This is a genomic window from Pseudomonas fluorescens (genome assembly GCF_030344995.1).
GTDB classification, from domain to species: Bacteria; Pseudomonadota; Gammaproteobacteria; order Pseudomonadales; family Pseudomonadaceae; genus Aquipseudomonas; species Aquipseudomonas fluorescens_BF.
Genome location: NZ_CP128260.1, coordinates 4,460,392 through 4,486,738, shown reverse-complemented (window position 1 = coordinate 4,486,738; position 26,347 = coordinate 4,460,392). Strand labels below are relative to the sequence as shown.

At 56.2% G+C, this 26,347-nt stretch carries 27 protein-coding genes; 11 read left to right on the top strand and 16 right to left on the bottom strand.

Features of this window, described 5'->3' with window-relative positions; translation table 11 throughout:
- Nucleotides 1-180: 180 nt before the first annotated feature.
- Together QR290_RS20030 and QR290_RS20025 are read right to left on the bottom strand one after the other, a co-directional pair.
- Nucleotides 181-840, bottom strand: coding sequence for a winged helix-turn-helix domain-containing protein (locus QR290_RS20030; RefSeq protein WP_289203444.1), 660 nt, complete (start codon nt 838-840; stop codon nt 181-183).
- Between the two features lie 293 nt (nt 841-1,133).
- The gene (locus tag QR290_RS20025; RefSeq protein ID WP_115078626.1) at nt 1,134-1,874 is read right to left on the bottom strand and encodes a winged helix-turn-helix domain-containing protein; all 741 of its coding nucleotides are present in this window, start codon (nt 1,872-1,874) and stop codon (nt 1,134-1,136) included.
- A gap of 506 nt (nt 1,875-2,380) precedes the next feature.
- Here QR290_RS20025 and QR290_RS20020 point away from each other — a divergent pair.
- The gene (locus QR290_RS20020; RefSeq protein WP_289203443.1) at nt 2,381-3,214 is read left to right on the top strand and encodes an undecaprenyl-diphosphate phosphatase; all 834 of its coding nucleotides are present in this window, start codon (nt 2,381-2,383) and stop codon (nt 3,212-3,214) included.
- Here QR290_RS20020 and QR290_RS20015 read toward each other — a convergent pair whose 3' ends face one another.
- Together QR290_RS20015 and dusA are read right to left on the bottom strand one after the other, a co-directional pair.
- The gene (locus tag QR290_RS20015) at nt 3,215-3,586 is read right to left on the bottom strand and encodes a DUF2388 domain-containing protein (protein WP_115078625.1); all 372 of its coding nucleotides are present in this window, start codon (nt 3,584-3,586) and stop codon (nt 3,215-3,217) included.
- A gap of 84 nt (nt 3,587-3,670) precedes the next feature.
- Nucleotides 3,671-4,666: a tRNA dihydrouridine(20/20a) synthase DusA gene (gene dusA, locus QR290_RS20010; protein ID WP_289203442.1), complete on the bottom strand. Its 996-nt coding sequence runs from the start codon at nt 4,664-4,666 to the stop codon at nt 3,671-3,673.
- Between the two features lie 171 nt (nt 4,667-4,837).
- Here dusA and QR290_RS20005 point away from each other — a divergent pair, with 171 nt between their 5' ends.
- The 4 genes from QR290_RS20005 (at nt 4,838) to QR290_RS19990 (ending at nt 8,268) form a co-directional block, all read left to right on the top strand.
- Complete coding sequence (locus tag QR290_RS20005) at nt 4,838-5,497, top strand: hypothetical protein (protein ID WP_289203441.1); 660 nt, start codon at nt 4,838-4,840, stop codon at nt 5,495-5,497.
- Nucleotides 5,498-5,653: 156 nt separating this feature from the next.
- Entirely contained in the window at nt 5,654-6,778 is a 1,125-nt protein-coding gene (locus tag QR290_RS20000) for an AAA family ATPase (protein WP_289203440.1), read from the top strand.
- Nucleotides 6,778-7,521, top strand: coding sequence for a DUF4435 domain-containing protein (locus QR290_RS19995; RefSeq protein WP_289203439.1), 744 nt, complete (start codon nt 6,778-6,780; stop codon nt 7,519-7,521). The genes QR290_RS20000 and QR290_RS19995 overlap by 1 nt, the downstream gene beginning before the upstream one ends.
- Before the next feature lie 165 nt (nt 7,522-7,686).
- A complete protein-coding gene (locus QR290_RS19990) occupies nt 7,687-8,268 on the top strand; it encodes a hypothetical protein (RefSeq protein ID WP_289203438.1) in 582 nt (193 codons plus the stop codon).
- Between the two features lie 258 nt (nt 8,269-8,526).
- Here QR290_RS19990 and QR290_RS19985 read toward each other — a convergent pair whose 3' ends face one another.
- Nucleotides 8,527-9,948 carry a toll/interleukin-1 receptor domain-containing protein gene (locus QR290_RS19985; RefSeq protein ID WP_289203437.1) on the bottom strand — a complete coding sequence of 474 codons (1,422 nt, stop codon included), beginning with the start codon at nt 9,946-9,948 and terminating at the stop codon, nt 8,527-8,529.
- 909 nt (nt 9,949-10,857) lie between these two features.
- Between QR290_RS19985 and QR290_RS19980 the strand changes: the two genes are divergently transcribed.
- Nucleotides 10,858-11,217, top strand: a complete 360-nt coding sequence (locus QR290_RS19980) for a DUF6124 family protein (RefSeq protein ID WP_007955862.1) — start codon at nt 10,858-10,860, stop codon at nt 11,215-11,217.
- 152 nt (nt 11,218-11,369) lie between these two features.
- Nucleotides 11,370-11,579 (top strand): hypothetical protein, encoded by a 210-nt coding sequence (locus tag QR290_RS19975; RefSeq protein ID WP_221397759.1) that lies wholly within the window; start codon nt 11,370-11,372, stop codon nt 11,577-11,579.
- 3 nt (nt 11,580-11,582) lie between these two features.
- On the opposite strand, the gene QR290_RS19970 is transcribed toward QR290_RS19975, so the two are convergent.
- The 6 genes from QR290_RS19970 to QR290_RS19945 all read right to left on the bottom strand — a co-directional run bounded on the left by QR290_RS19970 (nt 11,583) and on the right by QR290_RS19945 (nt 16,778).
- Complete coding sequence (locus QR290_RS19970; RefSeq protein WP_289203436.1) at nt 11,583-12,374, bottom strand: transporter substrate-binding domain-containing protein; 792 nt, start codon at nt 12,372-12,374, stop codon at nt 11,583-11,585.
- A 75-nt stretch (nt 12,375-12,449) separates the two neighbouring features.
- A complete protein-coding gene (locus QR290_RS19965) occupies nt 12,450-13,307 on the bottom strand; it encodes a copper resistance protein B (RefSeq protein WP_289203435.1) in 858 nt (285 codons plus the stop codon).
- 11 nt (nt 13,308-13,318) lie between these two features.
- Entirely contained in the window at nt 13,319-15,022 is a 1,704-nt protein-coding gene (locus QR290_RS19960) for a copper resistance system multicopper oxidase (RefSeq protein WP_289203434.1), read from the bottom strand.
- Between the two features lie 228 nt (nt 15,023-15,250).
- Nucleotides 15,251-15,676, bottom strand: coding sequence for a PaaI family thioesterase (locus QR290_RS19955; RefSeq protein WP_289203433.1), 426 nt, complete (start codon nt 15,674-15,676; stop codon nt 15,251-15,253).
- A gap of 25 nt (nt 15,677-15,701) precedes the next feature.
- Complete coding sequence (locus QR290_RS19950) at nt 15,702-16,139, bottom strand: hypothetical protein (RefSeq protein WP_289203432.1); 438 nt, start codon at nt 16,137-16,139, stop codon at nt 15,702-15,704.
- A 156-nt stretch (nt 16,140-16,295) separates the two neighbouring features.
- Complete coding sequence (locus tag QR290_RS19945) at nt 16,296-16,778, bottom strand: hypothetical protein (protein ID WP_085608248.1); 483 nt, start codon at nt 16,776-16,778, stop codon at nt 16,296-16,298.
- A 165-nt stretch (nt 16,779-16,943) separates the two neighbouring features.
- On the opposite strand from QR290_RS19945, the gene QR290_RS19940 reads away from it, so the two are divergent.
- On the top strand, nt 16,944-17,603 hold the full coding sequence (locus QR290_RS19940; protein WP_289203431.1) for a ribonuclease T2: 660 nt from the start codon (nt 16,944-16,946) through the stop codon (nt 17,601-17,603).
- Nucleotides 17,604-17,655: 52 nt separating this feature from the next.
- Here the strand turns inward: QR290_RS19940 and QR290_RS19935 are convergent, their stop codons facing one another.
- Nucleotides 17,656-18,513 carry a LysR substrate-binding domain-containing protein gene (locus tag QR290_RS19935; RefSeq protein ID WP_115078612.1) on the bottom strand — a complete coding sequence of 286 codons (858 nt, stop codon included), beginning with the start codon at nt 18,511-18,513 and terminating at the stop codon, nt 17,656-17,658.
- A 109-nt stretch (nt 18,514-18,622) separates the two neighbouring features.
- Between QR290_RS19935 and QR290_RS19930 the strand changes: the two genes are divergently transcribed.
- From QR290_RS19930 to QR290_RS19920, 3 genes are all read left to right on the top strand, one after another.
- Nucleotides 18,623-19,327, top strand: coding sequence for a haloacid dehalogenase type II (locus QR290_RS19930; protein ID WP_289203430.1), 705 nt, complete (start codon nt 18,623-18,625; stop codon nt 19,325-19,327).
- A gap of 15 nt (nt 19,328-19,342) precedes the next feature.
- On the top strand, nt 19,343-20,116 hold the full coding sequence (locus QR290_RS19925) for an aldolase (protein WP_289203429.1): 774 nt from the start codon (nt 19,343-19,345) through the stop codon (nt 20,114-20,116).
- A gap of 189 nt (nt 20,117-20,305) precedes the next feature.
- Nucleotides 20,306-21,877, top strand: coding sequence for a sensor domain-containing diguanylate cyclase (locus tag QR290_RS19920; RefSeq protein ID WP_289203428.1), 1,572 nt, complete (start codon nt 20,306-20,308; stop codon nt 21,875-21,877).
- Between the two features lie 60 nt (nt 21,878-21,937).
- Here QR290_RS19920 and QR290_RS19915 read toward each other — a convergent pair whose 3' ends face one another.
- From QR290_RS19915 to QR290_RS19900, 4 genes are all read right to left on the bottom strand, one after another.
- Nucleotides 21,938-22,234 (bottom strand): hypothetical protein, encoded by a 297-nt coding sequence (locus tag QR290_RS19915; RefSeq protein WP_115078608.1) that lies wholly within the window; start codon nt 22,232-22,234, stop codon nt 21,938-21,940.
- An 82-nt stretch (nt 22,235-22,316) separates the two neighbouring features.
- Nucleotides 22,317-24,746: a TonB-dependent receptor gene (locus QR290_RS19910; protein ID WP_289203427.1), complete on the bottom strand. Its 2,430-nt coding sequence runs from the start codon at nt 24,744-24,746 to the stop codon at nt 22,317-22,319.
- A gap of 99 nt (nt 24,747-24,845) precedes the next feature.
- Complete coding sequence (locus QR290_RS19905) at nt 24,846-25,805, bottom strand: FecR domain-containing protein (RefSeq protein WP_115078606.1); 960 nt, start codon at nt 25,803-25,805, stop codon at nt 24,846-24,848.
- A complete protein-coding gene (locus QR290_RS19900; RefSeq protein WP_041475360.1) occupies nt 25,805-26,311 on the bottom strand; it encodes a sigma-70 family RNA polymerase sigma factor in 507 nt (168 codons plus the stop codon). Before QR290_RS19900 ends, QR290_RS19905 begins: the two co-directional genes overlap by 1 nt.
- Nucleotides 26,312-26,347 lie beyond the last annotated feature (36 nt).

Sequence of the window (26,347 nt, the reverse complement as noted above, 5' to 3'; positions counted from 1 at the left end):
TTCCAATATTCAAACGTTAGAAAAGGTCGAAAGGCAGGGGGTGAATAATCAATCTTGTGTTTGCTATCGTAGGTGGGGTCAGGAGGCGGGTATAACCAGGGAGGGGTGAAACCAAACAGAGTGCTTTTTTATTTTTGTAATCGCACTTGTATCTGTTTGTCTTGTAGTGGGGGATGTTGTTTAGGCAACAACTTCCTGGATCAGGCAATAACCGCGATTGCGTACGGCACGAAACAATCGTTCACCGTTGCTGGCGTTCTTGAATTTGTCTTGAAGACGGCTCAGGCACATTTCCAGTCCCCGGTATTGCTCCGGCTCGCGGCCGATGCTGAGGATCAGATCGTCCCGACTGACAACACGCTCTTCATGGTGGAGCATTTTGCGGACCAGTGCGGTTTCGAGCCCGGTGAGACTGATTTCGACACCCTCTTTCGTCAATGCACCCTGATCATTGTCCAGGTGCCAGGCTTCAGTGCAGGGCGCGTCGGACTCGATCGTTCGGGAAGTGTCAGCGGGGTCTTCGGACATGGCCGTCGAACTGTGGAAGGAATGCGCCGATTGTGCTGCCAGCCATTCCGATTCAAGAGTGGCCAATATGCGCTGGGTATCATGTTCGATGCTGCGTGCGACATGCTTCCTTGTGCCGCGTGGGTAAGTGAACTCCATCAGCATCGGAGTGGAAGAGGGCGAAGCAACACCTTCAATAAACATTTGTGCCTGGGACGTGCCAAACGAATTGAAACGCTCGCTGGAGAGGATGTTCTCAAGTTCACGTTGCGACGCCGAGCTATTAGTCACGACAACAAAGTATTTTCTTGGGAGGGTTGTGCTGGTTTCCATGTCTCTCTCCTAAAGTACACACCAAATTTGGCGAAAAAATAATGGGCAGGCGAGCAATGTTTTCCTCGGAAATAATCGACGGGCAGGGTCTGGGCCCAATGATGGCCCTCGATAAGTTCCACTCGGTCTGCTTTTAGAGTAATGGTTTATTGTTATGTTTAAGTGTTGCAGCGCTCATGCAATTGACAGCTTTTTATTAGATATGTGACGCAGTTAAAACAGTGAGACATCGGATTTTTAGTGCGTTGCATCAGACGTTCCCTCGTAAGCTGCAAAAAGAGTGATTCCCTGAATCAGGCGGTCGAGATCAACCCCCTCATCAGACGATAGCCATACCCGCGAATGCTCTGTATGGCGTTCGTACCGTACACGTCCTTGATTTTCCCACGCAAGCGGCTGATGGATTTTTCCAGCGCCCGAGGATCGTAGAAATGGGTGTTGAGCCCCATGATGCTGGCGATTTCATCATGGCTGAGAATGTGATTGCCGGTCTGCGCAAAGGCTTGCAGGATCTTCATTTCTGCAAAGGAGATATCGAGTTTCTTGCTGGTGTCCGAGAGGCAGATGCGGGTGGGGTCCAGCACCAGGCTGATATCACGCTGCCATTCTTCACTGTTGAAGAACTCGCCCAGCAGCTCGCCGCTTTCATCGGACAAGGTATTGAGTTTGATACAGAAGTCGGCACCGGCCAGAAAATACTTGATCTTGTTGAACGCGCCGCGCCCGGTGATTACCGCACAAATGATCGGCTTCAAGTTGTCACTGCGCAGGTTTTCCACCCGTGCCAGGTTGTCTTCAAGAGCCTGAGGGCTGTCGATGACAATGAATATGGCCCGATACAAGCCGTGATATTCATTTTGCTGATATGAACTAGCGTAAGAGTCGGCCTCAATGGCCAGATCAGTCTGCACATGTTTCGCGATTAGCGCGCTAAAGTGTTCAGCCACGCCACGGGTACGACCCAGAGTGAGAACACCTGGTTCGTCGCTTGTGCGGCGCGGGCTTCTAGTCGCTAAGTTACCTGTGAGCATCATGCATTGACTCGAAAAGGTGCTGACATCGGGATGTTAAAGCACCGGTTCTCATCTGTGACTGACAATTGGTAACATTTGCGCGGATTTTAGACGTGGCTCCCGAGTTTTCTAACAATAATTAAGCGATTCAAGCTTTTAGTTGATTTTTTCGGGGCTGTGAACTAACGAAATTGGGGTCGTTAGATGGTGGCAATATGGAATGGTGCCACTATTTTGTAATTATCGCGACCTGTTTTTATGTCCCTTGGCCATCACTCAACTGCTTACGTATCAGAGCAGTGTGAGGTGGGTCACATTTTATGGGGTGGCCTGTCTTTTTGCTATAACACCGACAAGTTCACACACGGACGTTTATTAACATGCCTTGAGTGTGGCTTTTGATAAGACATATTCTCCGTCCCCGAGTCGGGCAATGGGTGTACATCTGCCAATTGTTTTACTTCAGATACTCAATGCCTGAATGCAGTTAACGGCGCGCCCTAAAAGAGCGTGTCGACGGAGGATTAATGGATTTACTGACCTTGTTCAAGGTGCTGATTCTTGGGGCGGTAGAAGGCCTGACCGAGTTCCTGCCCATTTCCAGTACGGGCCACCAGATTATTGTTGCCGACTTGCTGGAGTTCGGCGGTGAACGCGCCATGGCGTTCAACATCATTATTCAACTGGGGGCCATTCTGGCGGTGGTCTGGGAGTTTCGCCCGAAGATTTTCGAGATCGTCAAAGGCCTGCCGACCCAAAGCAATGCCCAGCGTTTTACCCGTAATCTACTGATCGCCTTTTTCCCGGCGGTCATTCTTGGTGTGTTATTCGCCGACACGATTCATGAATACCTGTTCAACCCGATCACCGTTGCCGTTGCATTGGTGGTGGGCGGCATCGTGATGTTGTGGGCCGAGCAGCGCGATCATGTAGTGAGTGTCGATCATGTGGACGACATGAAGTGGGCCGACGCGCTGAAGATCGGTTGCGTACAGTGCCTGGCGATGATTCCTGGCACGTCGCGCTCCGGTTCCACCATCATCGGCGGTCTGCTGTTCGGCCTGTCACGCAAGGCCGCCACGGAGTTCTCGTTCTTTCTGGCGATGCCGACCATGGTCGGCGCCGCGGTGTATTCCGGCTACAAGTACCGCGAACTGTTCCAGAGCGGCGACCTGCCGGTCTTCGCCCTGGGCTTCGTCGTAGCGTTCATCTTCGCAATGATCGCCGTGCGCGGCCTGCTGAAGTTCATTGCAAACCACAGCTACGCCACCTTCGCCTGGTACCGCATTGCCTTCGGCTTGCTGATCCTCGCCACCTGGCAGTTCGGCTGGGTTAACTGGACGGCTGCGGCGGCAAACTGATTACTGGCTGCTGATCAGCGCAGCGACGGCGAGGTCATTCAATTCAGAGTCGGGCGAATCCTGACGAAACCGCTGCAACGCCGAGGTGAAATACGCGGCTTGCAGCATGCCGTCGCTGGCTAGATAAAGCCGCGCGTCTTCCAGCTCCTCGGCGGAGTAAACGCGTTTATGGCTGTCGGTGGTTTCTTGCGAGGCCGTAAAAGGCGTGAGCAGCAGAGATGCAAGCGAGAAACCAGACAACTTGGTCACCTCCCACGGCGTATCGGTGTTACCCAGACACAGCCCGTCGCAGTGGGCCTGGACATTAGACGTGGCGCAAAACAAGGCAAGGAGGGTGCAACGCTTGAAACCAGAGAAATTCAACGCGGGCATAAACAAAAGACATCCTGTCAGTACAACAAAAGAATTACATCAGCGGGCAACGCTCATTCGTTGCCCACACGCTCAACGCGTCGATCAACGCCCGGCCAGCAACTCCGCCGCCTGATCCAGCAACGCCAGCGGATCCTTGGCTTTGTGGATATCCACCGACAACAACTGACGAAACTTGCGCGCCCCTGGAAAACCGGTGCCCAGGCCCAGCACATGCCGGGTGATGTGATGCATCGCGCCGCCGGCCAGCAAATGCTCGGCTATATAAGGCCGCAACTGCGCCAGCGCCTCGGCCCGGCTGATCACCGGCGCGCTACTGCCGAACAACTGCTGATCCACCTCGGCCAGCAGATACGGATTGTGATACGCCTCGCGCCCCAGCATCACCCCGTCAAAGGTCTGCAAATGCTCGTGGCAGGCCTCCATCGTCTTGATCCCGCCGTTCAGAATGAACTCCAGCTCCGGAAAATCCGCCTTCAACCGCGCCGCCACGTCATAACGCAACGGCGGAATGTCACGGTTCTCCTTCGGCGACAACCCCTCCAGAATCGCAATCCGCGCGTGCACCGTAAAACTCGTGCACCCGGCATCCCGCACCGTGCCGACGAAATCGCACAGCTCCTCATAACTGTCCCGCCCATTGATCCCGATCCGATGCTTCACCGTCACCGGAATCGACACCGCATCACGCATCGCCTTCACACAATCCGCCACCAACTGCGGATGCCCCATCAGGCACGCACCGATCATATTGTTCTGCACCCGATCACTCGGGCAGCCAACGTTCAGATTCACCTCGTCGTAACCATGCTCCTGCGCCATACGTGCGCAAGCGGCCAGGTCCAGCGGGACGCTACCACCCAACTGCAACGCCAGCGGGTGCTCGGCTTCGTTGTGACGGAGGAAACGCTCTTGATCGCCGTTGAGCAGCGCGCCGGTGGTGACCATTTCGGTGTAGAGCAGGGCGTTTTTCGACAGGATGCGTAGGAAGTACCGGCAGTGACGGTCAGTCCAATCCATCATCGGTGCGACGGAGAAACGGCGGGAGAGTGGGGCGGGTGTGGCGGAGATTGGGGGCATTGGGGGTACGGAATCGGTGTGGCTGGGAGGTGGGGGAGTTTATCAGGAATGGCCGGTCGGGCTCAGTGATATCCGGCGGAAATACAACCTCATCAAGTGTGGGATTAGGCGAGACAGCCACGATATGGACTGATAGCAGCGGGCTATCAATAAGAGAGAGGAAGGGATCCCATGCTGAAAAAACTCGCATCATCTGTTCTCGTCGCCGGCGCCCTGCTTGCCTCCGCCCAAGGGGCTTTCGCCGAAGAAAAGCTGTTCAAGAACTACATCTACCAAACCCCACTCGCAAAATTCACCGAAGCGGCCGGTTACTACGACTGCTCCGAAGACGTCGGCGGAACCGCGAGATGCATCGACGATGTGGATTTCCTGGAAGAGAAATTCACCGTCGCGCTGATCTTCTCGGGTGACAAGCTGATGATGGTTTCACTCATCAGCCCGTTTGATCAGAACCTGTACGTCAAAGCCATCGCGGGGCTTTCCAAATCATTCACGCTGGTTTCCATGAGCGATGAGAAATCCATCCTGGATATGTTTGATACCGCGAGAAAATCGAGAAGCACTGAAGAGCTGACGACGAAAATTTCCAATTTTGAGCAGGTTGGTCTGGCGTCGGGGAATCTGACTTATACGTTTCTTGAAGGGTTGAACGCTAAAGGGCAGAACAATGCTGTAAGTGCGTTGGCTGCTGCGCCGGAAAATATTCGGTCCGCTGAATTGGTGATGGCGGGGCAGGGTGCTGATTCGGGGATGATTATTCGGTTTACGTTTCCGCGGTTAGAGGCGAATAAGATATTGGCTGAGTCTAGTAAGCCGGTTGAGTCGTTTTAATGAGTAGGCTGATTGCTTTGTTGCAAGCTTAGGTGATCAGAGGCGGTGGATTCATCTTCTTTGAGGGTAGGAAGTAAATAAATCCGCTGCCATTTTTTAATTAAGTTAATTTTTTTGCTTTGCAAAAGAATCTTGTCTTACTGTGAGGGCGGGGCTTTGAAGGTTAAAAAATTTGAAGTGCATGGTTTGTTTAATAAAAATTCCATCGTTGATTTGGATTTTAATGATGATATAAACATAATAACGGGTAGGAATGGGGCGGGAAAAACCACCGTAATGAAGCTCATGTGGTATTTGATGAGCGGGAATATAGAAATTGCTATTAGGGAGATTAATTTTCATAAGGTTTTCTTGGAAACGGATTTGTATGCCTTGCAGGTCGTAAAGATTAATAGAGTTACTTGTAGAGTTGAGTTTGGTCGCGATATAGAGTCGATGGAAACATATGAAGATGAAATTGGCTCAAGTGGTGAGTTGGAATCCTCCGCTGAAGATATCCCGAATCAGCTCTTATTAGAACTTGGTGGGTCTGTTTTTCTTCCTACCTTTAGGCGAATTGAAGGAGGATTTACTCTAGGTCTTACCAGTTCTCAGCGTTCGAGAAAAATAAAAAGTAATGTCGAGGAAGCTTTGGTTTCGCTGTCTCGGTCACTGTCTAATTATGAACATAAATTTGTAACTTCTATATCTTCAGTGGATATTGTTGATATCTTGCTAAAGGAGTATGCCGATTTGTCTCAATTGTATAATGATGCCCAGAGGGAAACCTCGCAGGAGATCATTAATTCAATTAAGTTATATAAAAAGGATGTTTTTGGTCCTGCTATAGTTTCAGAGGATGTAAATCCTGAGCAAGTACTGGATAGAGTTCAAGTGATGATTGAATCGCTAGAAGAGCAGCGAGTTAATATCATGAATCCAATCGAGTCGTTTAGGTCGGTTGTAGAGAAATTATTCAAGCATGTTGGAATAAAAATTGACTCTCGTTTAAGTTTTGGTGACGCTGCTAGTGCGGTAAGTTCTGAGGAGCTATCGGCTGGAGAAAAGCAGATGTTGAGTTTTCTTTGCTACAATGCCTTTCATAAGAACTCTGTTTTTTTTATTGATGAGCCAGAGTTGAGTTTGCATGTTGACTGGCAGCGTCAGCTGTTTGGAATACTTCGTAGGCAGAATTCTACGAATCAATTTATAATGGCAACTCATTCGCCATTTATCTATAGCAAATATCCTGAAAGTGAAATTTGTCTTGATGTTGACCGTGGTGATTCGGAGGGCGAGTGATGTCTTCGAGCAAAGTAGAGCCAACATTTGATGAGTTTGTTGCTCTTTTGAAGAGAACCTCGTTACCGACACTGGTTGTTGAAGGTAAGGATGATATGATCGTTTACCGTAGATTGGAAGATGAATATTGTGATGAAAGTTTATCTGTTCTTTCAGTAGGTGGTAGAGACAAAGTACTTCGTTTGTTTGAAGCGTTATCTGAGTCTCCGGTGGCGGCTAAGATTATATTTTTTGCAGATCTTGATATGTGGGTTTTAAACGGAGTTCCTGAAAAGTATCAATCACGAAATCTGTTTTTTACTACTGGTTATTCTATCGAAAATGATGTTTTTTGTGATGGGAATTTGATTTCTTATATGGATGACCGGGAAAAGACTAAGTTTCATGGTGAGCTTGGTGACTATTTACGATGGTATGCATTGGCGGTGGATCGGGCCGGTAGAGGTCAAGAAGTTTCAATTAGTTTTTTTCCTTCAGATGATTTTTTTAAGGATTATCAAACATTAGTTACGCTTCAAGAAGGTGAGGTATATCCACAGCGGTTGCTGGACCTTTTCGAAAGTCGATATATGGAGTTGTTGCGCGGCAAGTCTCTAATGGGGTTGGCTTTACGACAGTTGTCTTATGCAGGTCGACATGCAAAACATAATGTTCGGTCTCTGATGGAGCATGTTGCTGTATCTCCAGGGCCAAAAATTCGAAGAATTTCAAACGTGGTCGGGGCTGCTCTCTCGGCAAACTAGGGCTAGAATGAGACTGTGCCAGAAAGTGTTCCAGAAGGGGGCAGGTTTGTTTGCCGTGCTTGTGTAGGTAGATAAATCTGTCCGTTTTTTTTTTTTTGCTTTTGTTATTCGCTTTTTAAAGTAATTGGTAAACCTGTCTCCGCTTCAGGCGGAGGGTGGAGTTTTATGGATATTAAAGTTGTAGGTCGTCTAGTAAGAGAAAATTTCGCTATCGTTCTTTTTCTTGTGCTTTCTTATTCTGGTGCGCTGGTGTTTTTGTGGGGGCAGTTTCAGGATTTAGATGCAAGGAAAATTCAGTTTTTGGAGGAAAAAGGTGAGGCGGCCGCCGCTCAGAACAAGCGTGAGCTTGAGTTGCAGCAACGTGAGTATTTGCTACATAAAAAAGAAGAGGAGAATATTAATGTGGCAAATGAACTGAAGGCCAATGCGGATAAGCAAAATAAGTTGTTAATTCAGTTAAGGTCTGATCAGTTTGCAGTCGGAGAAGCTCATGTTCGTAAGTTGGCAGAGGTTAAGTTACAATCCATGATGGACGAGTTTTCAGAACTTGGGGTGAATCTAAATTCAAACCCTTACTGCGGGAGCAGTAAGGAGGTCGAGAGTTACAATTCAGCAAAAATAAAATTTGACGCATTATATTCTTTTGCTAAAGCCAATTTTTTGTATGAAAAGTACAAAAGCTTCTTTTTTCATAACGAGCGATATGTCGTAAGTTTTGGATGTTCTATGGGTAAACAGAGTGAGTAAAGGTGGCAAGTTTATTTTATTTGATTTCTAGAAAAAGAGAAAAAGCAAGAAAAAGGGGCAGATTTATTTGTTTTGGATTTCTAGGTGGTAAATAAATCTTTCCCCATTGCTTTTCCTGATGTTGCAGTTAAAAGATTGGCTTGGTGATGAAGGATTGGGTGTAAAAAAAACGAAATAGGCGTAGGAGTATAAAACTTGGTATATTTTAAAATAGCCGATGTGCTAAAGTCGGCTATTTTGTCGAGGTTTAATGATTCATCAAATAGTGCAGAGCTCGTCGAAGTTCAATAACTTTTTAATGTCGAAACCATGTCCCAAACCATAATATCTTGCTCCTTGCTTCTTATGCTCTTCAATTAAAGGTATAAGATCTGCTTTAGAACTTATGTTTAGCAATGGCTTGATTTTCTCAAAATACTGCTGAGAAGCTGCCCGGCTGAATATTTCGAAGGCGCCTGGGAAGTGTCCAAGATAGACGAGGGTTTTAGGCCACCAAAAGCCAGATTTGTCTAAGCTGTTTTTTATGAAAAGAATAAAATCCGTTTGCATCAATAGGTGGAAGTCCACCCCGGTGCCGCTATTGTTTTCTTTTGTCAAGTCGGCGCTGATCGATGATCTATTTAGGCTCAATCGGTTGTTTCTGTATTCTAGACTTTCGGGGTTTTCGTAGAAGCACTGGCAGGATGTTAGATGCGGAACGCCCTTGCTTGACGATTTTATATAGTAATTACTGTTCAATAGTTCGGCTGCTGCTTGGAATTTATTATGTTTTATTAGTATGGTTGCTATATAAAGAAAAATCTCGCCTATGATGAATTTATAGTTGTCGAAGTCTGAGGATCGATAGCTTGAGCGGCCATTTATCTCAGTGAAATATTTAGTTAAAGATTCTAGGAATTTGTGCATGACCTCAGCGAATTCTTGCTGTGGTAGGTACCGGCAAGACGTATCTACAATTTGTAATAGCTCATTTCGCACAGGAGTAAATAACTGGATGCTACTAACTACGCAGTCATCAAACATTTCTTCAGGAGATGCGCTTATACGGATCTGCTCCAGATTGTCTGAGAAGGTTACTAAATACTCATCAAGAGCTGCTGCAGCGAAAGGTTTTTGCTCTCGGATAGCAGCGATCGCTCGCTTGAATAGTGCAGACGTCCCCAGGTTAATGCTGGCCTCGGAATTCAAGTATTCGGGTTTTTTTCCAAGTGCAGGCTTTTTAAATTGCGGCTGCCCATGGATGCATCGAATCAATGATTCGAATCCATCGGCATAGCGATCGGGCTCACTCAGATCTATGTATAGTCGAGAATGGTAAAATAAAGGTGTATAAGCTTTCCCATCTAGATCCTTTTCCGCAATTACGGCTATAAAACGTTCTTGATCAACTTGGTCGTATATTTTTTTCGATATTATTTGAGTTTCTGTGCCAACTCCTCCTGACCGGTTGTCAGCTTTTTCTGCGTAACCTTTATCGGAAATTATTAATACTTTGTCGATAGAGGGGTCTTTTACCATTTGCTCCATGAAGTCTATGGAGTCTTGTCCAGGCTTTAAATCCCACTTATCAAGTATTACATTGATTCCTGACTCAATCAGCTCTTCGGCCAAATCAAGTACCCAGCGTTCATGAGTAGGTGTCGACCAGCTATAAGAAATAAAAACTTTTGGCTCGCTCAATTTTTAGCTTCCTTTCTTTCTTTCGTTTGTTTGTGAAAGTCAATTCTCGTGTGAGCTCGTAAGTGGAAATCGAACCAGCCTCTGGATTTTTCAGGCCTCTTGTGCGGGAACCCTTATGCTTTTCGTGGGCCTTGAGTTGCCGTATAGGTTTTTGTCACAAACCCTTTACCGAAGCAAGGCAGTCTTCGCATTGTCCAAATAGATCAAGGCAGGTAGGGCACGTGCAGAAAGCTGCTGATTCGATTTGAGGGCGCGCCTTTTCGAAGGCGCGCAAATTCCGCTCTTCTTGAGCAACCTGTGCGGCGTCAGCCAAAGCGTAGGGAGTGCTGTGGATTGGAGCGACAGACACACGCGCCAATGAGAAATTTCGGCGTGCCGCGTGGTGAGACAGGAGAAGGGTGGTACGAAAGTGGTATGAGGATTTTTCGGTGGCGCTGAAGGCCTTGTGTGCTGAGGTCTACAGAATCAGCTGATCCAATCCATCACTGGTCAGACTGAGACGCCGCGGTAGAGACGGCGTCTAGCAAGCAAAAAACGGGATCGTTTTAAACCTAAAAACTCATTCGTTTAAATGACGCATTCTTGCGTCATCCAAACCCTACACCACCTTGCGCCACCCCCTACACCTAAGACAGAATCCGCCGGCTTGTGCCTCTAGCACGGGGGTTCTATCGTTCCTGGGTCACTGAAAAACAGTGATCGGGTTTGGTAGCCCGGATTCCGTCAGAAGCACAAGACTACTGTCTTGCGGAGGCTTTCAGTGCCTTCGTTTTATGGTGGTCATGCGCAGGGCATCTTCGGATGCGCCGGGGTTCCTGACGGCCGGTCTACCAACCTGCGTATGGCCTCCACCCTAGTTTGGTAGCGAAGGTGGCGGCTCCTAACCTCTTATCCGTCGGGAGTTACTCCATGTTCAAACCAACACCCAACCCACCAGAAACCGATCCAGTCTCCCCCTACAAATTCCCCGATTCACGAACCCTGAACGAAGCCGCCGAGCGCGCCCTCGATCACTACCTCACCCCACAGCAACGGATCATGGGCAGTCACACCCAACATGACCCGATGTACTTCGCCAACCCGGCCTACGACACCGAATCTCTGCTCGCCAACGCCAGCGAATCCCTGGGTTCAGCCTCCGAAATGCTCAACAACTTCGCCGCCACCCTGGAACCCGCCCACCGCAAAACCGCCATCGGCATTGCGCAGTTGGTGATGTTGGGGTCTTTGGCGGTGAATCAGGCGCTGGATAACGTCGAGCCGAAGTAAATTCGGGCAACCCTCTGTCGCGGAGGGGTGACCGTTAGGCGTGGGTTCAACCTGAACCCACGCTGAAATCCCCGCAAGTTTCATCTTCCCGCCACCCGCGCCGGCCTACGATCCCTCCACAAGATCCCGACCCCACCCGAGCGCCACCCACCATGAACAATCCACTCAAAGCGCTGTTGCTCGTCGCCACCGTCTCGGTTCTAAGCGCCTGTTCCGGCTCCGGTGGCTTGACTACCACCAGTTGTTTCTCCAGCGACTGTCAGTCGCCGGAGGCGCGTAACGTGAATACGTTGAAGTTCGGCGGGAGCAATATCGGTAATAGTTTCAACCAGTACAGCTCCGGCCTGATGCATGACGACTGAGGTTTACTGGGCCGCGGGGACGGCGATCCATTCGCTCAGGACTTTCTGGTATTTGCCGGTGACTTTGCTCAGGTGCAGCCACTGGTCGACGTAGAGTTTCCAGCTGATGTCGTCGCGCGGCAGCAGGTAGGCTTTTTCGCCGTATTGCATGAACTGGCTCGGGTTGACGGCGCACAGGCCGGGTTTGAGTTTTTGCTGGTAGAGGGCTTCGGAGGCGTCGGTGATCATCACGTCGGCCTTGTTGTCGAGCAGTTGTTCGAAGATGGTCACGTTGTCGTGCAACGCAAGTTGCGCCTGGGGCAGGAAGGCGTGGACGAAGGCTTCGTTGGTGCCGCCGGCGGGTTCGACCAGGCGCACGTTCGGCTGGTTGATCTGGTCGATGGTCTGGTATTTGGACTGGTCGGCGCAGCGCACTAGCGGGATCTTGCCGTCGACGTCGAGGGTGTTGCTGAAGAAGGCTTTTTTCTGGCGTTCCAGGGTCACCGAGATGCCGCCGACGCCGATGTCGCACTTGCCGGCCTGCATGTCCGGCATCAGGGTTTTCCAGGTGGTCTGCACCCATTCGACCTTGACGCCGAGGCTGTCGGCCAGGGATTGCGCCATGGCGATGTCGATGCCTTCGAATCCGCCGTCCGGGCGTTTGAAGGTGTAGGGCTTGTAGTCGCCGGTGGTGCAGACGCGCAATTGGCCTTGTTGCTGAACGGTGTCGAGGTGTGAAGCCGGTTCTTGTGCCTGAGCGGCACCGGCCATGGCCAACAGGCCGCAGAAGATCATCTTGCTTTTTGGAATTGTCATGGAGATCGGGCTTGTGCAGTGGGAGTGCGGGCCAGTGTAGTGAATGCGTTTGCCGGGTGTCATCCGCACAGGCATTCAGAACCACAACCGCACGCCGAGGACGAGTCGCGCTTCGCTGCGATCCTCGCCTTCTTCCCGTGCGTAATCGGCGGTGTGGCCGTAGGTGCGGTTCCAGGTCACGCCGATGTAGGGCGCGAACTCGCGGCGGATTTCATAGCGCAGACGCAGCCCGGCTTCGGTGTTCGCGAGGCCCGAGCCGATCCCGCGTTGCGGGTCGTTTTTGCCGTAGACGTTGAGTTCGGCGGTCGGCTGCAGGATCAGGCGATTGGTCAGCAGGATGTCGTAGTCGCCCTCCAGCCGCACCGCGCTCTGGCCGTTTTCGCCGAGGAACGCCGTGGCTTCGGCTTCGAAGTTGTACAGCGCCATGCCCTGCAGACCGAACGCGGCCCAGGTTTGTGGGGCGCCGGGTTTGAAGTCCTGGCGCACGCCGCTGACCACGTCCCACCACGGCGAAATCCCGTGGCCCCACAGGGCCTGAATTTCCGCGTCTTCGGTGTTGCCGTTGCTGCGTTCGCCCTCGGAGCGCAACCACAGCCGATCGATGTCGCCGCCAATCCAGCCGGACAAATCCCAGGCCAGGGTGCTGGCGTCGTCGGCGTCCTGCCATTCGAGTTTGTCGGCGAGGAAGTACGTGTTGATGGCGCTGTCGTGGACCTGATGCCCGGCGTGGCTGGTGAACACGGCAGCGCGGTCGGCGTCGGTCAGCGCCGGGATCGGCGTGCGGCTTTCGGTCGGCGCGGCGGGTTGCATCATGCCGTCGTCCATGCTTTGCAGATCGCCCATCTGGCTGTGATCCATGCCTTGCATATCACTGGCGGCGAATGCCGGAGCCATCGACAGGAGTAACAACGAAAACGCGGCAAATCGAGTCATGGTCGGCGTCCTCATTCTTCCACCCACACTTCGCGGAACATGCCCATTTCCATGTGGTACAGGAGATGGCAGTGATAGGCCCAACGGCCGAGCGCATCAGCCGTCACGCGGTAGCTGCGGCGGGTGCCGGGGGGCATGTCGATGGTGTGTTTGCGCACCTGGAAATTGCCGTTTTCGTCTTCCAGATCGCTCCACATGCCGTGCAGGTGGATGGGGTGGGTCATCATCGTGTCGTTGACCAGCACCAGGCGGATCCGCTCGCCGTACTTCAGGCGCAGAGGCTCGGCGTCGGAGAACTTGATGCCGTTGAACGACCAGGCGAATTTCTCCATGTGGCCGGTGAGGTGCAGCTCGAGGGTGCGGCTCGGGTCGCGGCCGTCCGGGTCTTCGAAGGGGCTGCGCAGGTCGGCGTAGGTCAGCACCCGGCGACCGTTGTTGCGCAGGCCGAGGCCAGGGTCGTCGAGTTTCGCGGCGGTGGTCATGGCTTGCATGTCCACCAGCGGGTTGTCCTTTTCGCTGTCGGGGTGCGACTGCATCGGGCCCATGTTCATGCTGGAGTGATCCATGGCGCTCATGTCCATGGAACTGTGATCCATACCGCCCATACCCATGTCGTCCATGGTCACCAGCGGTCGCGGGTCCAGCGCCGGCACCGGGGCCGACAAACCGGCGCGAGCGGCGAGGGTGCCACGGGCGTAACCGGTGCGATCCATGGCCTGGGCGAACAGGGTGTAGGCGTCGGCGGCGGGCTCGACGATCACGTCATAGGTTTCCGCCACGGCGATGCGCAACTCGTCGACGCTGATCGGTTTGACGTGCAAGCCATCGGCGGCGACCACGGTCATTTTCAAGCCGGGGATGCGCACGTCGAAGTAGGTCATGGCCGAGCCGTTGATCAGCCGCAGACGCAGCTTTTCGCCGGGGCGGAACAGACCGGTCCAGTTGTTATCCGGGGCGTGGCCGTTCATCAGGAAGGTGTAGGTGGCGCCGCTGACGTCGGCGATGTCGGTGGGATTCATCTTCATCTGCGCCCACATCGTGCGATCGGCGACGGTGGCGCCCCAGCCTTTTTCACCGACGTCATGGATGAAATCGCCGACGGTGCGCTTGTGGAAGTTGTAGTTGTCGGACTGCTTTTTCAGGGTCTTCATCAGGCTGACCGGGTCTTCGTCGGACCAGTCGCTGAGCATCACCACGTAGTCGCGGTCGTACTGGAACGGCTCCGGTTCCCGGGCGTCGATCACTAGCGGCCCGTAAACGCCGGCCTGTTCCTGCAAGCCGGAATGGCTGTGATACCAGTAGGTGCCGTGCTGGCGAACCTTGAACCGGTAGACGTACACACCACCCGGCTCGATGCCCTTGAAACTCAGGCCCGGCACGCCGTCCATGTTGGCCGGCAGCAGAATGCCGTGCCAGTGGATCGACGTGCTTTCGTTGAGCCGGTTGCGCACCCGCAGCGTCACGGTGTCGCCTTCACGCCAGCGCAGCAGCGGGCCGGGCAGGCTGCCGTTGATGGTCAGGGCGGTGCGAGTTTGGCCTGTGAAATTGACCGGGGTTTCGCCGATGAACAGCTCAAAGTCGGTGCCGCTCAACTCATTCATCTGGCCGGGGCTGTTCAAGGCCCAGACCGGCGTGTGCCACAGGCCGAGGCCGCCGAGCAGACCGCTGGCGGCGAGGCCTTTGACGAAGGTGCGTCTTGAGGTGATGGAAGGCATGCGCTGGAAGTCCCCGTTTGACCAATGACGGGGAGGCTAACCAGCGGCAGCTTTCAGCTGGCTGAGGGGCGGATTACAGTTGTGTCAGATTGAGCGAGGTGACAACGATTTGGATCTGGCGCACGTTGTCGATGTAGATTGACCCGGTTTAATAAAGTCATTTCATTTGTTTGGATATTTCTCGTTTCAACGGTTTCTAGCGATCACGTTCGGGACAGCAAGACTACGTTAGCGAAGATTGCCGATACGGAAGGTGGCTGTTGCAGTGGCCAATACCTTGCCAGCTTCGTCTGTGAGCTGGCCGGAGGTAAAACAAACTGCCCCCTTCATATGATCGATTCGACCTGTGCCAATGATTTTTCCAGGCGAGGCGGGACTGACAAAGCATGTTTTTGATTCAACAGTCACCGCAATCTGATTTGGCTCAAGCATGGCGTAAATAGATGGACCCATGCAGTCATCCAGCATGGCTGACAACATTCCTCCTTGAATATTACCCATAGGGTTGGTCAGAGAAGTGGTGGCTTCGAACTCGATATGAGCCACTCTATTGGTATCGTCGTATTCAATGAATTTCCAGCCCAGCAGGGTCGCCGCTTGGGGCATAGGCAGCTCACCATTAACGACTTTCCAGAACAGAGAATCATGATCCATGACAGTAGCCTCATTGCTGAACGAGTTATGAAAATTGTCCAGACAGCCAAGCAAACATGAACCCCGCCATCGTCAGCAGTAGTGCCAAGCAACCACTCAGAATCGGGGGATTGGCCTTTGATTTGCGGTGCACGTACATCGCGACCACGATTGGAGGTGCGATTGCGATCAGGCAATAGCTCTGAAAAGCGAGCAGCACCATAAGCGACCATTCCCGTGAGAACAGCAAATACAGCTGAAAGTAGCCGGCGATGGATAAAGCCAGACTGGTTGCGCCCACCACTTTGATCAAGGCCAGCAGCAAAAACTGCATGGGCGGATCAATTTCAGACCATGAACGACCAACCGCTATTCCGTGATAGGGCATGAAAATGGAACGGCTTAGATAGGCGCACCCGAACGCAGTGGTAATCAAAAAAGCCAAACCGTAGTTCGTCAATGCAAGCCAAGTGAACAGTTCCATGGATTGAGTCTTCCATTTCGGGCTGGCACTCCTCAAAGGACTCCAACAATGGAGTCAAGTTAGGACTGAGAAACTTGTCCGTCTACTGTCAGATCTGACGGGTGGTTGTTTGTCCAGTACTCTCAGCGACGTTCGGCCCTACGCCAGTGGTGGGGCCTATAGCCCCAGTCCTTCCTGGACTACCAGCAGCAAGTTGTTTTCCGTCAACGCAATTGCATCCAGCTGTTGCCCGGTCTCAAGCGTCTGCAACCACCAATGGCTTTCGCCGTGTTCATCGACCGTGCGCAGCAGCGATGCTTCGCGCCCCGGCAGGACGATTTGTACGCGCCCCGAGCCGTCTTCGGTGAAGCGGGCGATGGGATCGAACGTCAGGCTGTGGTGGTTGGCTTCGATGATCAGCTGGTCGATGGCGTAGTCGTGGGTCTCGCCATCCGGTGAACTTTCGCAAACATGGGTAGGATTGCGTCGGATTTTCAGGCCGACTTCGGTGACCGGTTGCAACCAGCCCTCGATGCGGTGATACAACGCGTAGACCTGAGCCGGCCAGCAATCGATTTCCAGTTCGGCGCAGGTGATTTCGTCAGCATGGGTGTGCCGGGTTTGTTTGAGTTTCGCGGCGAGTTCGTCTGCTTTACTCATGTCGGTTCCCTGTGGTGATTTCAACTTCATCGTAGTCCTTTCAAAGTAATGCAGGTTTTGCCCTGCGTCATGCGCTTGCAACACGGGCATGACTCAATCAGCGTCTGGCCAAGTGATGGTCAGGCCACAGAAACCACGGACGCAAGCGTCCCAAGGAGCGGGAACATGAAAAAGCTTTTTACAATTATGGCGCTGATTGCGCTGACGGTCGGTAGCATCGGCCTGAGTTCGGCACGCCAGTCGTCTGCCAGCAAGGCAGAATCGGTGGCGGGGGTATTCGATTACTACCTGCTGACGTTGTCTTGGTCGCCGACGTTCTGCCTGACCCACAAGGACGACCCGCAATGCACCGGCAAGGGTTACGGTTTTGTCCTGCATGGCCTGTGGCCGCAATACGCCAAGGGCGGCTGGCCGGAATCCTGCCCGCCGCTGACCAACCTGTCGGCCGCCGAAACAGCCAAGGGCTTGACGCTGTTCCCGACCCAAAAACTCCTCGATCACGAATGGAGCAAGCACGGCACCTGCAGCGGTCTCGGCGCGATGGGCTATCTGGACGAAGCGGACAAAGCCGTGGCCGCGGTAAAAATCCCGGAAGAGCTGCAACCCTTCAGTAGCTCTTATTACTTTGAAGCGCAGGAAATTGCCGACCTGTTCCGCAGGAGCAATCCGGGCATCCCGTCAGACGGCATCGCCGTCATCTGCAACGGCCCGGAACTCTCGGAGGTGCGCGTGTGCATGGGCAAGGACCTGCAATTCGGCGCCTGCGGCAAGAGCGTGAAAACCCAGTGTCGGGCGGGGGATATTCGAGTGCCGCCGTCGCGCTAACTGAATATAAAAAACAGGCGCCTGAAAGGGCGCCTGTTTTTTGCGATCAACCTCAAGCAAATCCCCCCGCATCCACCCCCAATTCCCCCCGCAAAAACTCCACCAAACCCCGCTGCAATCCACTCAACACTCCCTCGCGACTGACCAGCGCCAGCTCCGTCGGCGGCAGCGGCGGCAAGTCCGTGCACACCCGATGCTCCGGCAACACCGCCGAAGCCGGCAGCACTGAAACCCCGAGCCCTGAGGCGACCGCCGCCTGGATGCCGGTCAGGCTGTGGCTGCCGAAGGCCACCCGCCATGGGCGTTGCGCCACGTCGAGCAGGCGGATTGCCCGTTGTCGGTACAGGCAGCCTTGGGGAAACAGCGCCAGCGGCAGCACGCCACTGGATGAGTCGAACTCCACGCCTTTGACCCACACCAGTCGCTCCGGCCACGTGGCCCAGGCAGGGCCGCTGTCGGGCTCGCGTTTGATCAGGGCGATGTCGATTTCGCCGCTGTCGAGGCGTTGCCTCAGGTCGAGGCTCATGCCGCTGACGGTTTCCAGCCGCGCTTGCGGGTGGCTGCGGGTGAAGCCGGCGAGGATCAGCGCCATGCGTCGGGCGTCGAAGTCTTCCGGCATGCCGATGCGCAGGATTTCCAGATCCAGATCGCTGGCCAGGGCTTCGCTGGCCTCGGCGGACAAGGCCAGCAGGCGGCGGGCATAGTGGATCAGCAGTTCGCCATGTTCGGTGACACTGACGTTCAACCCCGTGCGATCGCGCAACAGCAGGGCGTGGCCAACCATGTCTTCCAGTTTGCGCACCTGTTGGCTGACCGTGGATTGGGTGCGGTGGACGCGTTCGGCGGCGCGGGTGAAGCTGCCTTCATCGACCACGCAGACGAAGGTTTTCAGCAGTTCCAGATCCAGCATGGCGGCGGTCTCGATATTTGTTTGTCAACTGACGGTTGGTTATTTATTTAATTTCACACTATCACCCCGAGTTCATAAGCTGAAGTCCTCACTTGCAGAGGAATGCCCCATGACCTTGATCAACACACCGCGTCCGCAATGGCTGACCTTCGATTGCTACGGCACCTTGATTCAATGGGACGAAGGCCTGCGCGCCGTGGCCGAGCGGATCCTGAGCGAGAAGGGCGAACACCGCATCGACGCCGGGCGCCTGATCGAGGTCTACGACCGCCACGAACATCGCCTTGAACAGACGCCACCGCATCGCTCTTTTCGAGAACTCAGCACCCTCGGCCTGCAACTGGCCCTGGAAGAACTGGGCCTGACGAGTGCCAGCCAGGACAGCCAGCGTCTGGCCGCCGCGATCCCGCAGATGCCGCCGTTTCCCGAAGTCGTCGAGACCCTCGCGCAGCTCAAGGCCAAGGGTTTCCAGCTGTGCATCGTCTCCAACACCGATGACGACATCATCGCCGGCAACGTCGCTCAGCTCGGCGGCCACATCGACCGGGTGATCACCGCGCAACAGGCCGGCGCCTACAAACCGGCGCCCCGGCTGTTCGACTACGCTCATGAGCAATTGGGCGTCAGCCGCGATCAGGTGGTGCACATCTGCGCCAGCCCGATGCTCGACCACACGGCGGCCCGCGACATGCATTTTCGCTGCGTATGGATCGATCGCGGGACCGGTCGTCAGTTGCTGCCGGACTATCGGCCAGACGCGATCCTCAACACGCTGGACGAAGTGCTGCCACTGTTCGCGTCCCTTGGCTGGTAATAGAGGAGTTTCGCCATGGCCCACACCCTGACCGGCAGCGCCCGACCTGCGCGTCACGCCTCGTTGAACCTCGACAGCGAAGCCATCATCACCGCCCGCCAAGAGCTGGCGGCGTGCTTTCAACTGGCGGCGCTGCACGGGCTGGAGGAGGGGATCTGCAATCATTTTTCGGCGATGTTGCCTGGCCACGATGACCTGTTTCTGGTCAATCCCTACGGCTATGCGTTTTCCGAAGTGACGGCGCACAACCTGCTGGTCTGCGACTTCGACGGCAACGTGGTGGACGGCGAGGGCCAGCCGGAGGCCACTGCTTTCTATATTCATGCGCGGCTGCACCAGCGACTGCCACGGGTGAAGGTCGCGTTCCATACCCACATGCCGAACGCGACGGCGTTGTGCCTGCTGGAGGGGCCGCCGCTGTTGTGGCTGAGCCAGACCGCGCTGAAGTTCTACGGGCGCACGGCGGTGGACGAGCATTACAACGGGCTGGCGCTGGATGAGCGTGAAGGCGACCGGATTGCCGGGGTCATGGGCGAGGCCGACATTCTGTTCCTGAAAAATCACGGGGTGATTGTTGCGGCGCCGACCATCGCCGAAGCCTGGGACGATCTGTATTACCTGGAGCGTGCCGCGCAGGTGCAACTGCTGGCGATGGCCACGCAACGGGTGCTGAAACCGGTGCCGCATACGGTTGCGCAACGGGCGTACGAGCAAATGCGCGAGGGCGATCCGGAAAGTGCGCGGGCGCATCTGCACAGTGCGATGCGGCGGTTGGCCCGTCAGGGCTGATGCGGGCAAAAAACGGGCAGGCAAAAATAATTCGTTCGGCAGGTCATCCAATTGGCCTGCGCGCCGATAGCAACAGGGTCGGGATTGTCGCGGTGGCACTTGGTTGCCCCACACAACCCGGTGGGCTACGCTCACAAAAAACAAGGGTTTCGGGCCTTTGCCCCTGTCGTACCTGCCCAGGACACGCTTTTGCCTATCCCCATTCACGATCCGCACCAGGCCCCCGGCGGCACCCTCAAGCGTTTGCCCCTGCGCAAGGCGGCGGCGTTGTTCATCGTTGCCGTTTGTCTGTGCCTGTCCGGTTTGCTGTATTTGCAGATCGAACAGTCGCGGCGCCAGGATCTGGCGAACGCGCAGATGTCGTCGGCCAACCTGACCCGGGCCATGGCGCAGCAGGCCGAAGACACCTTTCTGGCGGCGGATCTGGTGATGACCAGTCTGGTCGACTGGATTCAGGAAGACGGTTATGGCGCGGTGCAGAAACCTCGCTTGCAGAAAACCCTCGCAAGACGGGTGCAGCAACTGGAGCAGTTGCACGGCATGTTCCTGTTCGACCGCGAAGGGCAGTGGGTGATTACCTCGTTCCCGAATTTGCCGCGTGGCAATGGCGTGGCTGATCGCGAGTACTTCAAGTTTCACCAGCAGAATGTGTCGTCCGTTGCGCATATCGGCCCGGCGATCCGCAGCCGCGAGAACGGTGAATGGATCATCCCTATTTCGAAACGGGTCAACGATCGCGCCGGCAATTTCCAGGGCGTGTTGCTGGCCGGGATCAAGATGTCGTACTTCGACAAGTTCTTCAAAAGCTTCAGCCTGGACGACAACGGCACCATGTTCCTCGGCCTGACCGACGGCACCTTGCTCGCTCGGCGGCCGTTCGACGAAGCCCTGATCGGCACTTCGCTGGCCAAGGGCGAGATCTATCAGAAGCTGCTGCCCAATGCCTCCGCCGGCACCGCGATGATCGATTCGGTGGTCGACGGTGTGACGCGCCTTTACGGTTACCGGCAGCTGGAAAGTTATCCGCTGGTGGTGTCCGCCTCTTCATCGCGGGACACGATTCTTCAGGGCTGGCATGACCGGGCGTTCCAGTCCAGCGTCATCGTGGCGTTGGTCATGCTTGGCGTGGGGCTGTTCGGCTGGGTGTTCATTCATCAGGTGCGCGATGGCGAGCGAATCGAGAAAAACCTGCGCAAGGCCCAGCGGGCGCTGGAGCAGATCGCGACCCACGACAGCCTGACCGGGCTGGCCAACCGGCGCCTGTTCGAGCGTTCGCTGGACGTGGAGTTTGCCCGGGGCGCGCGGCAGTCGAGCCCGGTCAGCCTGATCATGCTCGATATCGATTTCTTCAAAAGCTACAACGACGCCTACGGCCATGTGGCCGGCGATCATTGCCTGACGCAGGTCGCGCTGGTGGTGAAAAACTGCTGCCAGCGCAAGTCTGATCTGGCCGTGCGTTATGGCGGTGAGGAATTCGCGGTGCTGCTGCCGGACACCGACATCAACGGCGCACTGGCGATTGCCGGGCAGATTCGCCGCAGCGTCATGGACAAGCACATCACCCACAGCGGCTCGCCCACCGGTTATCTCACGGTGAGCCTGGGCTGCTATTCGTTTATTCCGCTGGGCAACGACAGCCCGGAACTGTTCATCCAGCGCGCGGATGCGGCGCTGTATCAGGCCAAGAACGCCGGCCGCAATCGCGCGGCGGTGTTGTCGATGGACGTCGGCTTCGGCGAATTGCTGCGCTCGGATCGCTGACAAAAAACAATCGGGTTCAGACACAGGCCATGGCACTCACCATGGCCTGCTCTTGTTCGTTCAGCTGCCGGTGCCACCACCGGCTCCACCCGTGCCGCCGCCGGCCGAACCGGTCCCGCCGCCAGCCCCTGAGCCTGAACCGCTGGCGCCGCCGTTGGTGCCGGTGCCTTGACCCATGCCATCGGAAGAGCTGCCACCCGAAGGTGCGCCGGGTGTGCTGTTCGGTGGCTGGGTCGAGCCGCTGGTGGCGCCGGATTTGGTGCCGGTGGCATCGGCGCCGTCGTTTGCGGCAAAGCTTGCGGTGGAGGCGGCCAGCGTGGCGGCCAGCAGGATTGAGGTCAATGTGCGCGTCATCATGGTGTGTCTCCAGTGAGGGGATCTACCTGATATTGGTCTGACGCGCACAAGGCTTGGTGCCGGCCGGGTGACGAGCGGTTTTTTAGAAGTCCACGGTCGCCGAGACCTTCAGCGTGCGCGGCGTGCCCTGGGTCAGGTAACCGCCGTTGGCCGAAGCCCAATAGGCTTCGTTGGCGACGTTCTCCAGATTGGCCCGCAGGGTGATCTGCTTTTCATCCAGTTTGAAGGCGTAGCGCGAGCCGAGGTCGAAGCGGTTCCACGCCGGAATGCTCTGAGTGTTGGCCGCGTTCAGGTACTGGCCGCCGGTGCGAAGCATGCGCGCGCTGAGGGCCGCGCCTTCGAGGCCCGGAATATCCCAGTCGGCGCCGAGGTTGAACTGAAAGCGCGGCACCCCGACGGCGCGGTTGCCGTCATTCACGCCGTTGCTGCTGCCTTCCAGTTCAGTCTTCATCAGCGTTGCGCCGCTGAGCAGGCGCAGGCCGTCGAGCGGTTCGCCGTAGACGTTGAGTTCCACGCCTTTGTTGGTCTGCTGGCCGTCGACCCGGAAGATCCCGTCCTGGGTGTAGCTCGACGGTTGCTCGATGCGATAGACGCCAAGGTTGGCGCCGTAGCTGCCCATGTCCAGGCGCACGCCGGCTTCGATCTGTTTGCTGCGCACCGGGGCGAAGGTTTCGTCGCGGTTGATTGCCGTGGTCGGCGGCGTCGGGCCCTTGGCCAGGCCTTCGATGCGGTTGGCGTAGAACGACACGTGTTCCCACGGCTTGATCACCAGGCCGTAGACCGGGGTGGTGATCGACTCTTCATAACTGGAAGTGCGGGCGCCGGTGGCGGTGCTCCATCCATCGACTTTCAGCGCTTGGCGACGCACGCCGAGGGTCAGCAGGATGCGGTCGTCGACGAAACCGAGGGTGTCGGAAATCGCTTCGCTGCGCAGGATGTTCTTGCCGGTGATGCGCGGGTCGTTGATGTCGCTGGCGAACGAGGTTGGCGCCGGGCGCGGTTTGTCGGTGACGTTGTACAGGTTGGTGCTGTAGCGCCCGGCCGCGCCGACGGTTTCGAACGCCGAGCGCTGCTCGCCCCAGATGCCCGCCCAGCCGAGGTTCAACTGGTGCGTGACGGGGCCGGTGTCGAAGCGACCGTTGAGCCCGGCCATGGCGCTCTGGTTGTCTTCGTCGTGGGGCGAATAGAGCATGCCGCCACGGGCGTTGCCGTTGAGGTCGGTGACGGTCAGCGACGAGTACACGCCGTTCTCGCGAGTGTGCTTGGCGCCGCCGGACACGTAGGCGGTCCAGTTGTCGTTGAGGTCGTATTCGGCGCGGGCCATGCCGAAGGTGTCTTCGAGTTGCGAGTAGCTCCAGCTCTGGGCGTAGCTGGCGTTGGCGTGCGGCACCTTGGGGGCTTTTGTCAGGCTCGAATCGACATAGATCACCGAGCGACCCTGGTTGATGACCTGCTTCTGATAGCCGAAATCGGTCGAGACCCGCAGGCGATCGCCGCGATAGTCCAGGCCGACAGTGAACAGCGACGAGCGCTGGTCTTCGTCATCGACGGCGGTGTCGCCTTCGCGCTGCATCAGGTTGACCCGCGCGCCGAAGCGGTTGTCCTCGCCAAAGCGCTGGCCCAGGTCCAGATGCCCGCCGACCCGGCTATCGGAGCTGTAATCGAGGGTGACGCTGCGGGTCGGGGTGTCCATGGCGCGTTTGGGTTGCAGGTTGATCCCGCCACCGATGCCGCTGCCGCTCGGGGTCACGCCGTTGACGAACGCGTTCGGCCCCTTGAACAGTTCCACTCGATCCAGCGCTTCGACGGCGATGATCTGCCGGGGCAGCACGCCATAGAGGCCGTTATAGGAAATGTCATCGGAGGCCAGCGGCAGGCCGCGGATCATGAACATCTGCGAGAAGTTGCCGAAGCCATTGGACTGGCGCACCGAAGAGTCGTTGAGCAACACATCGCCGACGGTCTGGGCCTGCTGATCGGCCATGGTCTTGGCGGTGTAGCTGGTGACGCTGAAGGGCAGGTCGTTGACTTCCTGGTTGCCGAGCATGCCGACCTGCGCGCGGCGGGCCACCTGTTCGCCGCCAAAGGTGTCGCCGCTGTCGTCGTGCAGGGCGCTGACGTTGGTGGCGCCGAGTTCCAGCGCACCGTCCGCCGCGACTTTCGGGGTCACGGTGTAACCGTTGTGGCCGGTGCTGATCAGCTCGAAACCGCTGCCTTCCAGCAACCGCGCAAAACCGCTTTGCGCGGTGTAGCTGCCTTGCAGGCCGGGGCTCTGGCGATTGCCCAGTTGCGCCGGATCGAACGACAGCGGCACGCCGACGCTGACCGCAAATTGCGCCAGCACATGGCTGAGCAGGCCGGGGCCGATGTTGACGGTGCGGCTGGCGCTTTCGCTGACGCTGTCGGCGGCGTGGGCGGCGGTCGGCAGCAGTGCGCTGAAGACCAGGGCCAGGCTCAGGTTCAGGGCTTTGAGCGCAAAAGTGGTGGGGCGGGGCGATGGCATTGCGGTCATTCGGTGTTCCTGTCGGGGGCGTGGAATTGAAAGGTCTATCCACTCACCGGACGAGTCGCGAAAAGGTATCAGTGAATATTGAAAATATTTTCCGAGGGCTCAGACACGGGGCTCCACCGACAGCCAATAGCGGGTCAGGCTGTTGATATTCAGCGGCAGAGTGTCGCTAAGCAGACGCAGGCTGGCGTCGGTGTCGCGCAGGGAAAAAGCTCCGGACACGCGCATCGCCGCCACGTCCGGATGACAGCGCAGCACGCCCCGGCGATAGCGGCTGAGTTCGCCGAGCAATTCGTCCAGGCGCATGTTGCTGGCCAGCAGCATGCCTTTGTCCCAGGCCAGGCTTGCGGTGTCGAAGGTTTCGGCGTTATCGAAGCTGTTGAGCTTGAAGCGCTGACGCTCGCCGGCCTTGAGAATCGCAGTTTGCTTGAGCAACTGCGGGGTGATCTGCACCTGGCCGTCGAGCACCGACACCTGGCTGCGCGAACCCTCGGTGCGCACGCAGAATCGCGTGCCCAGCGCGCGGGCCATACCCTGCGGGGTTTCGACAATGAACGGACGGGCGCTGGCGTCTGCGGCGGTGTTGATCAGCACTTCGCCGTTGAGCAGCAGGACGCGACGCTCCACCGGGCTGAAAGCGATGTCCACGGCGCTATCCGTGTTGAGCACCAGTTGAGTGCCGTCCGGCAATTGCAGGTTTTTTTGCTCGCCGACGGCAGTGCGCTGGTCGGCGGTCCATTGCTGCCACGGCACATGCTGCGAGGCGATGCCCAGCGGCCCGGCCATCAACAGCAGGCCGAGGCGGGTGAGGGTCTGGCGGCGGCTCAAACCTTCTTTGCGGGACGCGCGCTTCAAGGTCTGGATCGCGACATTGGCCGGCACACTGCGCAAATCCCCCAGCAGCGCTTCGGCCCGTTGCCAGGCGATGGCGTGCTCGGCGCTGCGGGTGCGCCATTGGGCGATGGCCTGATGGTCGGACGGGGTCGCGGTGCCGGAGTGCAGTTGCACCAGCCAGTCGGCGGCTTCGCCGAGAATCTGCGGGTTGATCATCGACGAATGCATCAGGCGACACTCAGGCAGGCAATGAACGCGGCACGCATGTGCCGTTTGACGGTGATCAGCGAAACATTCAGGCGCGTGGCGATCTGCGCGTAGGTCAGGCCTTCGATCTGCGACAGCAGGAAGGTCTCGCGGGTCTGCTCGGGCAGTTCGCGCAGCAGCGCTTCGATGCGCCACAGAGTTTCGAGAATCAGGTAGCGGGTTTCTGGCGACGGCACTTCGGCGGCGGGCAAGTGCGCAATGGTTTCCAGGTATGCGCGCTCCAGGTCCTGGCGGCGCCAGCGGTCGATCACCAGTCCTTTGGCGATGTGCGTCAGCAGCGCCCGGGGCTCGTTGCCCAGCGGCTTGATCACCTGGCGGGTGAGCAGGCGCAAAAACGTATCGTGCGCCAGATCGGCCGCATCGCAGCGATTGCCCAACTTGCGCTGCAGCCAGCCCTGCAGCCACCCGTGGTGTTCGCTGTAGAGCGTCTGGACTTGCTGATTCAACGGCTGATCGAGGGACGACATGAAGGGCAGATACTCGTTTCGGGCGTCCGTTGCCAG